10 protein-coding genes are annotated in these 12761 nt (G+C 44.1%); 5 read left to right on the top strand and 5 right to left on the bottom strand.

Annotated elements, in window-relative coordinates:
- Positions 1 to 240: 240 nt before the first annotated feature.
- Positions 241 to 840 carry a VOC family protein gene (locus L4D05_RS02050; protein ID WP_428792876.1) on the bottom strand — a complete coding sequence of 200 codons (600 nt, stop codon included), beginning with the start codon at positions 838 to 840 and terminating at the stop codon, positions 241 to 243.
- A 163-nt stretch (positions 841 to 1003) separates the two neighbouring features.
- Between L4D05_RS02050 and argS the strand changes: the two genes are divergently transcribed.
- Together argS and L4D05_RS02040 are read left to right on the top strand one after the other, a co-directional pair.
- Positions 1004 to 2737, top strand: coding sequence for an arginine--tRNA ligase (gene argS, locus L4D05_RS02045; protein ID WP_428750674.1), 1734 nt, complete (start codon positions 1004 to 1006; stop codon positions 2735 to 2737).
- Positions 2738 to 2817: 80 nt separating this feature from the next.
- Complete coding sequence (locus L4D05_RS02040) at positions 2818 to 3243, top strand: HIT domain-containing protein (RefSeq protein ID WP_428792875.1); 426 nt, start codon at positions 2818 to 2820, stop codon at positions 3241 to 3243.
- An 81-nt stretch (positions 3244 to 3324) separates the two neighbouring features.
- On the opposite strand, the gene L4D05_RS02035 is transcribed toward L4D05_RS02040, so the two are convergent.
- Genes L4D05_RS02035 through L4D05_RS02025 form a run of 3 tightly spaced genes read right to left on the bottom strand, consistent with a single transcriptional unit; the run spans position 3325 to position 6049 of the window.
- Entirely contained in the window at positions 3325 to 3555 is a 231-nt protein-coding gene (locus tag L4D05_RS02035) for a FeoC-like transcriptional regulator (RefSeq protein ID WP_428792874.1), read from the bottom strand.
- The gene (feoB, locus tag L4D05_RS02030; RefSeq protein ID WP_428792873.1) at positions 3552 to 5822 is read right to left on the bottom strand and encodes a Fe(2+) transporter permease subunit FeoB; all 2271 of its coding nucleotides are present in this window, start codon (positions 5820 to 5822) and stop codon (positions 3552 to 3554) included. Before feoB ends, L4D05_RS02035 begins: the two co-directional genes overlap by 4 nt.
- Positions 5819 to 6049 (bottom strand): FeoA family protein, encoded by a 231-nt coding sequence (locus L4D05_RS02025; protein ID WP_250615574.1) that lies wholly within the window; start codon positions 6047 to 6049, stop codon positions 5819 to 5821. Before L4D05_RS02025 ends, feoB begins: the two co-directional genes overlap by 4 nt.
- A gap of 636 nt (positions 6050 to 6685) precedes the next feature.
- Here L4D05_RS02025 and L4D05_RS02020 point away from each other — a divergent pair.
- The 3 genes from L4D05_RS02020 to L4D05_RS02010 are packed head-to-tail and all read left to right on the top strand — an operon-like array spanning position 6686 to position 9097.
- Complete coding sequence (locus tag L4D05_RS02020; RefSeq protein ID WP_428792872.1) at positions 6686 to 7435, top strand: 5-oxoprolinase subunit PxpA; 750 nt, start codon at positions 6686 to 6688, stop codon at positions 7433 to 7435.
- The gene (gene pxpB, locus L4D05_RS02015; protein WP_428750543.1) at positions 7425 to 8123 is read left to right on the top strand and encodes a 5-oxoprolinase subunit PxpB; all 699 of its coding nucleotides are present in this window, start codon (positions 7425 to 7427) and stop codon (positions 8121 to 8123) included. The genes L4D05_RS02020 and pxpB overlap by 11 nt, the downstream gene beginning before the upstream one ends.
- Positions 8108 to 9097, top strand: a complete 990-nt coding sequence (locus L4D05_RS02010; RefSeq protein WP_428792871.1) for a 5-oxoprolinase subunit C family protein — start codon at positions 8108 to 8110, stop codon at positions 9095 to 9097. The genes pxpB and L4D05_RS02010 overlap by 16 nt, the downstream gene beginning before the upstream one ends.
- 53 nt (positions 9098 to 9150) lie before the next feature.
- On the opposite strand, the gene L4D05_RS02005 is transcribed toward L4D05_RS02010, so the two are convergent.
- The gene (locus L4D05_RS02005) at positions 9151 to 12687 is read right to left on the bottom strand and encodes a helix-turn-helix domain-containing protein (protein ID WP_428792870.1); all 3537 of its coding nucleotides are present in this window, start codon (positions 12685 to 12687) and stop codon (positions 9151 to 9153) included.
- Positions 12688 to 12761: the final 74 nt, after the last annotated feature.

Raw genomic sequence — 12761 nt, 5'->3', positions numbered from 1 at the left:
ATACCTGTCACGCTGCAGATTTTTATTGATACATTTCACATTATTCCGATTAAGGATAGACGAAAGCATTTGAAAGTCACGAAGTGGACGAAATTTAAAGTAGAAGCAACATATAATGCTGCTCTTCTGGTTAGTAAAGCAATCACTGGTTTATATGCAATGGCTATCTCTTGCCGAGCCTGAAAGAAAGCACGAGATACCCATTACAGGCGGTTTACTTAGGACGACATTACCTTCGCCCTATATTGACTGCTCCGAAGCGACAATGTTTCTCAAACTATGAGGATGTAATTTGATACACACACCGTCATATTTAAACGCCACTGTTGGGTTGGCGAGTCGCTCACCTTCTCCGTGAGGGCTAGAGAGTTTCATACTAATACCGCTGGTTTTGAGGTTTGCGATCTTATCAGCAAAGCCCGGAAACTGCGCAATAAGATCTTGAAGGAAATCTTCAGCAGTAATGGCTTGTGACGGCACGACAAATTCAATGTGTTCCCAATGCTCAACAGGGTGAGACTTGTTCTGTGCTGGGTATGGCAACTCTAAGCACTCTATTTCACCTACTTTTGTCACGATTGGTTGCTCAAATTGCATGACAATAATCGGTCTACCATTGATGGTCGCCTCAGAGATAACACGGCCATATTGCAGCCATTCTTGATGTGCTGCTTTAGCGACGTCAGCGTCATTAATTCTCATAGCAATATGGTCAGCTTGATGACGAGAAAGATCTAAAGATAATTGCTTGCATAAATCGAGAATTTTATCCATAAATCCGTCGATTTCATTCAACATCTGAGACGGCATTAAGCCTTTTTGCATCAGGGTTTGTCGCACTATATGATCACTCTTTTTGTACTTTCGAGGCTAAATACTACCAGTAATCCCGAAGATTAAGAAAAAATCCAATACTTGCCCCTAGGTGAAGGGCGTTAAAGTTGCTATTATGTGCGCCAAATTACTAGATGAAAACCAATTCCAAGAATTGAAGGAAATGCGTGTGAATATCCAAGCACTGATCAACGACAAAGTATCTCAGGCTCTTGAAGCCGCTGGCGCACCAGCAGGCAGCCCTGCAGCCGTTCGCCAATCTGCGAAAGCACAGTTTGGTGACTACCAAGCCAATGGTGTCATGGGCGTTGCTAAGAAGTTGGGCAGTAATCCACGAGAATTCGCTCAAAAAGTCCTAGACGTTTTAGACCTAGAAGGTATTGCAAGCAAAACTGAAATTGCAGGCCCTGGTTTTATCAATATTTTCCTTAGCGAAGAGTTTCTAGCTAAACAAGCAGAAGCAGCACTTGCTGACGCACGATTGGGGGTTGCTTCACAAGAGCAACAAACTATCGTTGCTGACTACTCAGCTCCAAACGTAGCAAAAGAAATGCACGTCGGCCATTTGCGCTCAACCATCATTGGTGACGCTGTTGTACGTACTCTTGAGTTCCTAGGTCACAAAGTGATCCGTGCAAACCACATTGGCGACTGGGGCACACAATTTGGCATGCTTATCGCTAACCTTGAACGTGTGCAAAAAGAATCAGGCGAAGTTTCTATGGAACTGTCTGATCTTGAAGCCTTCTATCGCGAATCTAAAAAACTCTACGATGAAGACGAAGAGTTTGCTGCTCGTGCTCGTGGCTACGTTGTTAAACTTCAAGGCGGCGATGAGTACTGCGCTCAAATGTGGAAAAAACTTGTCGATGTGACGATGGTTCAAAACCAGCACAACTACGATCGCCTTAACGTATCACTCACTCGTGATGATGTGATGGGTGAGAGTATGTACAACGACATGCTGCCTGCAATTGTAAAAGACCTGCAAGCTCAAGGCCTTGCCGTTGAAGATGATGGTGCTCAAGTTGTATTCCTAGATGAGTACAAAAACAAAGACGGTGAAGCGATGGGTGTCATCATCCAAAAACGTGATGGTGGCTTCCTATACACCACAACCGATATTGCTTGTGCCAAATACCGTTACGAGCAATTGAATGCCGATCGTGTACTTTATTTCATCGACTCTCGTCAGCATCAACATCTACAACAAGCATGGACTATCGTTCGTAAAGCGGGCTATGTTCCAGAAAGCACCACCCTTGAACACCATGCATTTGGCATGATGCTAGGTAAAGACGGTCGCCCTTTCAAAACTCGTGCTGGCGGTACGGTTCGTTTGGCTGACTTGCTTGATGAAGCCATTGAACGTGCTGGCGCATTGATTGAGTCTAAAAACCCAGATCTTGAATCAACTGAAAAAGCGAACATTGCGAATACAGTGGCAATGGCAGCCGTTAAGTACGCTGACCTTTCTAAGCACCGTACTACCGACTACGTATTTGATTGGGACAACATGTTGGCATTTGAAGGCAACACGGCTCCTTACATGCAGTACGCTTATACACGTGTAGCATCCGTATTTGCTAAAGCAGGTGTTTCAATGGATGACCTGCAAGGCCAAGTCATCATTACTGATGAGAAAGAGAAAGCGCTGGTTGCTAAACTTATGCAGTTTGAAGAAGCGGTTCAATTGGTCGCTAAAGAAGGTCAGCCTCACATCATGTGTAGCTACCTGTTTGAATTGGCTGGTCAATTCTCTAGCTTCTATGAAGCTTGCCCTATCTTAGGCGCATCTGATGAAGCGACTAAACAGAGTCGTTTGAAACTAGCAGCGCTAACAGCAAGAACTATCAAACAGGGCTTAGACCTGCTTGGTATTGAAACATTAGAAAGAATGTAATGTTCACGTCTAAGTGAAATGAGAAGGCGACTTGCGAAAGCAATTCGCCTTTTTTTGAACTCAATTTTGGGAGACCTTCTATGTCGTTTTCACTGCACCCCCAATTAGCGCTCGACACCACTTACCTCGGCGACTTTCCTCTTTGTGTGGCATTGCTTCACAAAGACAATTCGGTACCATGGGTTATCCTTGTTCCAAAACAAGCTAACCTTCGCGAGCTTCATCACTTACCCATGGAGCAGCAGCATCAATTTCTCGCTGAATCTCAATGCGTGAACCTCGCATTAGAGTCACTGTTTACACCTGATAAGCTCAACTTAGGTGCGCTCGGCAACATGGTGCCACAACTTCATATCCATCATATAGCGCGTTTTAGCAATGACATTGCCTGGCCAGGACCGCTGTGGGGGAACACCAAAGGCGAATACCGTAACGATACAAAACAAAGTGAACTTGCGAATACTCTACGTATGGAGCTGGCGAAGTCGGCTGAATTCCATTACTAATAGACCGTCGTTACTGGCAAGTCGGTCGCTCGACAAGTAAGTGGATCCTATAACCACAAAAAAGGCCCCGCGGGGCCTTTTTTACATCGTCACTTGAATGGATAAACTATTCGGTTGATTCATGTGATACCTCACCCTAATCAACTGCCCAGCTTTATCACAATCTTCTGTCCTTGAAAGCTTTCCTTTGCGAATCCAGACTGCAAGCATGGCCTCAATACCATCTTCGCTTAGCGCAAACGCCTCAGCAAGCGCTTGACGGGTCACACCTGGATGACACTCTATATGTGCTTTCAAGTCAGCTAAAATCATACCACTTGAACCTCTAGTGCTTTTTGTTTTTTACCCTCAGACTTCAACAGTTTGAATACTAAAAGACCAAATAGCAATATACCCACAATCCATGCTGAACTTGTCGTAGGGTGCGCGCTAAAGTGAGTCACTTGGTAATACAAAGTTGCACTGCCGTATGCAAGACCCATCGTCCATACACCAATGAATCGAGCATATTTCTGGCCAAATTCACGTACGTAAGCCCCCATAGCTGCAACGCATGGTGTGTAAAGTAAGATAAATATAAGGTAAGCAAAAGCAGCGTTTGCGGTGACAAAGTACCCTTTTAGGTTCCCAAAAATAGATGTGTCTACTTCCTGCTCTTCAGCAACAGCCGTCGCATCAGATAAATCTCCAACATCAACACCTAATGGATCGGAATAACTTAAACCAGATAAGTTATCAGGAATAGAAGCAACCGCGTCTTGCAAACTCGCCATTAAGTTGAACTCTTCACCTTCATCATTACCCGACGTGTATAAGCTATTTAGCGTGCCCACTACGGCCTCTTTAGCAAAAATACCGGTAATAATACCCACCGTTGCAGGCCAGTTATCTTGCTGAACGCCCATCGGAGCAAAGACAGGAGTCACAACTTGCGCGGCTTTCGACAACACTGAATTCTCACTGTCCTCATTACCAAATGAGCCATCCATACCAACCGAGTTAAAGAAGCTAAGAATCGTGACAACAACAACAATAGTCTTACCGGCACCCAGCACAAAACGTTTTAGCTTCTGCCACGTTTTGATCATTACGTTTTGAATCGTCGGTAATTCATAGTCTGGCATTTCCATCACAAGGCTATCACTGGCGCCTGGATAGATGGTGTACTTCAATACTAAGCCGGTAAAAACAGCGGCGACTATACCTAATAGATAAAGTGCAAAAACAATATTTTGACCACTCTCTGGGAAAAACGCTGCAGCAAAAAGCGCATAAACAGGTAATCTTGCACCACAAGACATGAACGGTGCCATCGATGCAGCCAGCTTACGCTCTCTCTCTTGGTCTAGTGTGCGCGTCGCCATAATAGAAGGGACGTTACAACCAAAGCCAAGGACAAGGGGAACAAACGCCTTACCCGGAAGGCCAATTTTTTGCATGACTTTATCGAGTACAAACGCTGCACGAGCCATGTAACCAGAACTTTCCAACACAGCAAGAAACAAATACAGCGCAGCAATTACGGGAACAAACGTTGCTACCGTCTGAATACCACCACCGACACCGTCAGCAATCAGGGTAACTAACCAAACTGGCAAATGGTCATCAAGCAGATAGTGGCCGCCGTCCACAAGTAATGCGCCCACACCTATATCGAAGAAATCGATAAAAGCACTACCGATATTAATTGAGAACATGAACATCAAGTACATGACCACAAAGAAGAAGGGAATGCCTACCCACTTGTTCAATATGATCTCATCAACTTTTTCAGTAAAACTCCGACTCAACTTACCTTCGCTGCGACGCAGCTTTTTACACTGTTCATGTAAAAAGGTGTACTTCACATCTGCAACTTGTAAATCAATATCAATGCCAGTTTGAACTCGAGCAAGTTCGACTGTCGATTTTTGGTCACTGGTTAATGCGTTAAGCACCATGACGTCATTTTCAAGTGAGCGAATCGCTAACGCCCTTGCATCTACTGCTTCGTCAGCAAACATTGGAGTTAACTTAGCAATGGCATGTTCCATTTCATTGCCATAGTTAAGCATCAGCTTATCAAGCGTTAAGCCTTGCACCACAATTTTATGCAGTTGCTCTTTTAAGGTTCGAACTTGGTCTTTATCCGTTGCTGACAAGGTCACGACAGGACAGCCGAGTGTTTTTTCTAAAGCTTTTATATCTAGCTTCACTCTTTCTCGCTTCAAGGCATCCATTTTGTTAAGCACAACAATCATTGGACGGCCAAGTTCACGCAGTTGAAGCGTCATATACAAACTGCGCTCAAGACTGGTCGCATCAACTACGTTAATAATGAGATCCGCTGGATGTGTTAAAACCGCACGTGAGGCAATGGATTCATCAATACTGTTGCCATCATTACCACTGTCTAGCGCGTAAATACCCGGAAGGTCGGTTAATTGAAAGTCATCTCCAGCATGACGATATTGACCCGTTTTCTTTTCTACCGTTACACCAGCCCAGTTACCAACTTGTTGCTTAGCACCAGTTAGTCCGTTAAATAGAGTCGTTTTCCCGCTATTAGGGTTACCAACGGTTAGGATGGTGTAATTCATTTCGCCGACTCCACTTCGATAGATTGTGCAATTGCATTGCGAATTGCCAGTGAGACACCTCTAACTTCAACCTGAAGTGGGTCTCCCATCGGTGCACGACGGATCACTTTGATTTCAGTATTCGGTAAAATCCCCATTACCATTAATTTTTTACGGACGTCAGTTGAGAGCCCAGATAAAGCAGTGATAACACCACTGCTTCCTACTTGTAATTCAGCCAGCTTCATTTAATTCACCCAAACTATGATTGGTAATGAGAAATATTAACATTAGCACTAATTTTAATGGTGCAACCTTAGGTTTCGCTTTGCGTTAGATCAACTTTGCGCTATTTGTAACCGAACGTAACGTCAAAAAAAACACGTTAATTTCGTCAAATTAACGTAAAACCATTGTAAGCCGTTTAAAAAACAGCCAGGTAAAAACAACAAAATAAAGCAAAAAATCCTTTTAAATCAAACAAGTAACAACTTAACAATGAACTTGTCGCGATTGTTATGGTAGGTTGCCGTTTTTTTTATAAGTACATTAAGTGGGAATCGCTATAGTGAATTCCAACAGAGCAAAACGCTCCTGTATATTAAATTCCAGAGGTGATGTGGTGACCCACATCACTCCGGCAGCAAGCGAAGGTGTCATTGGCACCCGCGGTATGGTCCCCCGGCTATGCCGCGATTTTTTTTGCGTCGCGTTTACCCGCTACAAGATCTGCGCTAGTAAAATACCATCCCCACCTATGCAACTACTCTCACTATAATAAGCGTGACTTCGCCCTTATAACGTTAGCCTCAAATACTGTACATTTGTCAATCAATCTCAAATTGATCATAATGGAAGGTAAGTATTTCAGGGAATTAGATACGATGATGGCACTAAATGGTGATGTAGGTGAAAGCTACGGCTGTTGGTCTTTAGGTAAAGATGAACGGCTCATTCCTCTATTAGATAAGGCAAATATCGCCTGCGGTTTCCATGCCTCCGATCCTGAAATCATGTCTCAGACAGTACAACTGTGTAAACACCACAATGTATCTATTGGTGCTCACCCTGGCTACGAGGATAAAGTGGGCTTTGGCCGACGAAGCATCACGATGTCTACCGATGCCTTAACCACATCGATTCTATACCAAGTTGGTGCTTTAGAAGGGATTTGCCGGCTTCATCGCTGCAACGTTGACTATATTAAACCCCATGGTGCGATGTATCACGATATGATGCATTCAGCGTCTATCATGCAGGCTATCTTTGCCGCAGCTAAAGTGCTCAACCTGCCAGTCATGCTACTCGCCAACAGTCACACAGAGCAAAACCGCCAACTTGCCAGTAACATGGGTATCTCAATACTCTTTGAAGCTTTTGCTGACCGCTTGTATTTAGACAATGGTGAATTAACACCTCGAAGCCAAGCTAACGCAGTATTCCGCTCCAGCGAACAAATTTTGGGCCAAGCCCGCCGTCTGTTACAAACACAAACACTCATTACTGCATCAGGAAATAAGCGAACCATTGTCGCAGACTCGCTTTGCGTTCATGGCGATAATGACGCTTCTATCGAAGTCGCAGCCGCTATCCGAACAATTATCAACGGCGGAGGACAAACCAATGGAGATTAAGCTAGAGGTCTATTCTGTCTCAGAATCTAGCCTTATGGTATATTTTGGCAAAAGCATCGACCTTACCCTTCCCCGCTATATTGCAAATTATGCCCAGCAGCTCACCGACGCTTTTCCAGACGCAATACTCAATTGCACACCATCTTATGCTTCTCTCCTTATTGAGTTTCACCCACTAAAGCTGGATTGGGTAACATTACAACGCTTTATCTTAACCATGAAACCCAGTCCTCCCTGCGCTGATACATCACAAAATACTATCCCCCTGCCGACCTACTACGATTTAAGTACCGGACCGGATCTTACAACCATGACAGCGCAACTAAACCTGTCCAAAGAACAAATAATTGAGCTTCACCACTCCGTGCTTTACAGCGTGTGTGCCATTGGGTTTGCACCTGGCTTTGCCTTTCTGGCTGACGTTCCGGAAGAGATACGTATGCCTAGATTAACTGAACCAAGAAAAAGGGTTCCGCAAGGCAGCGTCGGTATCGCCGATCGACAAACAGCAGTGTATCCACAAACGACGCCAGGAGGATGGAACATTATTGGTAATTGTCCATTGCAACTCTACGACGCAGCCTCTCCCCAGACGTCGCGATTAAAAGTTGGTGATAAGGTTCAATTTACCCCGATCAGCCAACGTGAGTTTCTTGAAATGGGGGGAACAACATGCCTAGACTGGTGATCATCAGCCCAGGTCACTTGAGCTTAATTCAAGATTTAGGTCGCTTTGGGGTTGCTCAATATGGACTTAGCCAAGGTGGCGTTGCTGATTTACAGGCACATTGCTGGGCGCAAAAAGTGCTACAAAATCCCACCTCAAATGCAAGTATTGAGGTTTTATTTGGTCATGCGCAATTCCAAGCTCTTGAGCCCATCACCATAATGCTCAGTGGCGCAGATTGTTATGCCAGCATCACTTCCCCAAAGTCTGCGGCTTCATCAAAACAAGCCATATCAAACTGGCGGCCTTTTACGCTCAAGTCTGGTGAAACCTTACAACTAAACACCCCTAGGACTGGCGCACGAACCTACTTATCAGTGAGAGGAGAATTCCAACTGGCTTCTAGCCTTGGCAGTGCGTCAACAGTTGTTAGAAACCGTATAGGGGGGATAAAAAATGGCGAGCCATTACGCCGAGGGGATATCCTCACCATCAATGAGTCAAAACCTCAGTACAATGCTAATAAAGAGGCGCCTACCGAATTAGCTTCGATACCAAGGTCTGCCATTTCTAGGTATCCCATGCAGCAACGCATTCGGCTCATTCCGAGCTATCAATTTTCTAGCTTTGATCCAACGATGACTAAAGCGTTACTTAACCGCTGGTTTACCGTCTCTACGCAAAGTGATCGGATGGGAATTCGTCTGTCTTCCTCAGAAGCACCAACAACTCAACACACGGGGCTTAATCAAACTGATATCATCTCAGAAGGCATTGCATGTGGGTCGGTTCAAATTACACACGGCGGCTCGCCCATTATTTTGCTACAAGATAGACAAACCCTCGGCGGCTATCGTAAAGCAGGAGTGATCGCCTTTCGAGATCTAGCCAAATTAGGTCAATTACGCCCTGGGGCACAAATCCAATTTGAGTTGACAAATATAGAGGTAGAAAGAGTCAAACAACGCGCTTTCTATCACTACTTTTCTTTATAAGTACTCATTAAAGCAATACTGAGCCCAGAAAGTGACTATTTTTAAGCACATATTTAAGCGCTTTCACTCTCATCACTCTCCAAAGAGGCAAATTTCGAAGGTGAGATCCCAAAGTAAAGCTTAAATCGTTGTGAGAAATATGAAGGGTCATTAAATCCACATGAGAAAGCCACATCTGCCACCTTTTCACCTTGCAATAACATCTCACACGCTTTTTCCATGCGAATTTCACTTAAGTAATCGGAAAAAGTGACGCCGAATAGCGACTTAAAACGTCTCTGCAAGCTGCGCTCAGAAATATACAACACCTTTGCCGCGCTTGAGGTGCTAAATTCAGGATTATTAAATTGATCAGACACCAATTGTGTGACATTGGCTTTCCAATCATCATGCTTCGCTTTATCTGGACTGTTTTCCGCAACGGATTCTAATGTATGAGCGTCGAAATCGGTCGGCTTCGAAACTGGCGGCTCAATCTCTAAGTTATCTTTATTAGTATCAATTAAATTAGCACTATAGAGGTTCCAGCGTATCACCATACGATTAACGGCGCCTCGCTCTATAGGTCGTAATTCCCCCCCTGAGTTATGAATGTGTAAAGGTAAACTACTTGGACTAAAGTCGAGCACTTTTTCCGTTTCTACATTATCAAACTCTTGTGGTGAACAATTGACACTAGGCAAAGGTAAGCCTGAGTCTTCAAACGTGACACTCAGCTTCGTTCTATCAACATCGACGGTAATACTAAGAACCTGCCCTCTCACTAAACGCTTCAAAGCATTTGATAAAACAGAGTTAAAAATAATATCTAAGTTACAATCATCCAAGAAAACATAACTCGTCTCAGAAAGCACCAATAGTTCAATGCGAACACCATGGTGCTCAAACTCTTGCAGCCAAGCTTTGACGGTAAAATTAATAATATTGCTTACAGAGCACACAGCTGGGCGCTGGCCTTCTTCATCAAAGATGGCGTCTAGATTTCGTAATCGCTCATTGAGTCCAGTATTTTGCTTTACGTTATCTAGATACGTATGCTTTGATGCATCGACGGCACTTTGGACTAAATCACGCATTACCTGCTGCCTAACATGGAATACTTTTCTCAGCTGTTGGTTATTCCTGACAAGAACGCGACTTTGGTGCTGTAGCTGCTCTGTTTTAAGAGAAACTTGTGTCTTCAACATTTTGTTAATAGCCGTCACACGTCGTGAGCGCCATAGCACAACCCAAATAATCACGGACAGCGCGCCAAAGAAAGCAAAAGCGTAAAAACTTGCCGACTTATACCATGGCGTTAATACCACCAGCCCAAATGACTTTTGGCTAAAACCACTCTCATCACCGACAACACGAATATAAAGTTGATGTTTTCCCTCTGTCGGTTTATCAAAATTAAGCTCTAATCCTTGAATCTCTGACCAGGTATCATCGCCATCAAAGCGATACTCTATCGCCTTACCCGATGCAAATGGCCACACACCAAACCTCATACCAATCGACTTGCCATAAGGAATATGGAGGTTTCTCACCGGTTCAGAGCCAATAGATACCGATTGGTTATCGACTGTAACCTCGGTAATTAGAACCGTTTGGCTTGGTAGCGCAGTCTGCAGTAATTCGCTTGATATAAACTCGACAATGCCGTAGCGAGAACCAACCGCAATCGCATCAGTTTCTCGATTGTAAGCACAACTGCCATCAACAAATTCATTATTAATCAATCCATAGGGTTCAGATAAGTGCCGCTTAATTTCTCCTGTCGGTAAGTATGCACTCACCCCCATAGAGGTGATGAGCCATAATGCGTCGCTACTCTGAGTCACACACAGCGGACGAATATTGGCACGCTGCAATTCAACTTGGGTTAACGCTCGACTTTCAGGCTGATAAGTAAAGACTCCATAACTGCTAACAGCCCAAAGGGTCTCTTGCATTGATGTCATTTCAATCACACGACCAAACGCTTCACTATCACTGACATAGTTGCTCTTACCACTTTCAACGATATATAGCCCATGATCCGTACCCACAGCTAAACGTTGCTTCTCCAACGCTTTCAATGTGGTTATCTTTGCGGGTAAGTGCTTATTTAGCACCCAATCCGTACCGTAATCTTTCAGCTCATTACTAACAACATCAAGAGCAAATAGCCGTAAACCGCTGCTCATCCATAAAGTACCACTATCACTGCCTTCAGATTCAAACGCTAGATGCTCAATATCAACGGGTAACGACGGGTACTCTTCCCGCATAGGTGTTACGCGATAACGTCCCAAATCAAGCGATAACAGCCCGCGCTCTGTTGCCAACCAAAGCATTTTATCTCGCTGCGCTACAGAGGAAACTTTGCCCCAAAACACCAGCGTTGAGATACCTTGGTTATTAACGGAATATAAGCCATTATTTGTAACAACCCAGTACCCACCTAACGGGTTATTAAACATATCGAGCTTAGTATCAATACGCCTTAGATCATCTTGGTAATTAACGGAAGAACGCCGAAATAGGGCACTGTACTCAGAAAAGTAGCGCACCCCGCCATTGGTCGCTATCCACATTCCACTCATTCCATCACTGACTAGTGAGTATATTTTCTCGCCAAGCAAGCCATACTCATCATTCAAGTTGACCTCTACTCTACTGGCGCCTCCTTGCGTCTTATCAATCAGATATAGCCCGTGCTCCGTTCCTACCCAATAATACCCTTCGGATTCTTCCAGAGTGAGAACATGAGACTGAGCTAACGGGTAATACTGAGAAGTAGATTGAGATGTATCGACATCATAGATTTCGACACCCGTCGTAAAACCAACGACAAGCTGTTTGTTTTCTGGGGAATAGTAGAGCGTTGATGCAGAGAGGTTTGCTGACAGTTTAAGTCGCGTTAATGAGCCATTATTCCAACGAAACACACCAATCGAGGTCGCTAAATACCAACTTTCATCGATAAAAAGGGCATCAGCAACATCAATAGACAATCCGCTGTGATAACTTTCAAATAAAGAAAGAGGCAGCATTGTCACCCGTTCACTGCTCATTGAATACATGTAGAACTGCGACTCGTCCACAAACCACAAATTGCCATTAGACTCACCTAAGTGGCAAATGGTATTCGTCAATTGAACGTCGTAAATAACTTGCTCTTCGTCTTGAGGAACTTGAGTCAGGACGTGATTATCGCGGTGATACCAGAACCGACCTTGAGCAAAGACCGCATTTGAGGCAACAAATGGCGGATTGTTGAGAGTGACAAAACGGCGACCATCAAAAAAACGAATTTTATCATGGACATCAAAAGACCAAAGTCCACCATCTACCCCGATATATAACTGTTTTGCCGGTAAGTATTGCCCTTGCGACTGCAGTTGAAGTGGGTAAAAAATAGGAGGGAACTCAACGGCAGCTCCCTTAGTACACGATAGTAAAAGGAACCAGCATACACACTGAATCCACAGCCTCGTTTTTATCCTAAATTGCGGCAATATTTTCTTCGTATAACCGCACTCAGCCTCACTATGACGGGAGGCTGAATGTAACCAAAACGGATAATAGAAAGTGTGAATCACAAGAGCTCGGTTAATTTGCATCGATAATTATCGCTAATTTAATCGATTTAAAACATTTATTAAAGCGCTCACCGTTGATTACCACGCTAATTGCT

Origin of the sequence: Vibrio nomapromontoriensis (assembly GCF_050337205.1) — a bacterium.
Lineage (GTDB): Bacteria > Pseudomonadota > Gammaproteobacteria > Enterobacterales > Vibrionaceae > Vibrio > Vibrio nomapromontoriensis.
The sequence above is the reverse complement of the archived record's forward strand: the minus strand, read 5'-3'. Positions and strand labels throughout refer to the sequence as shown.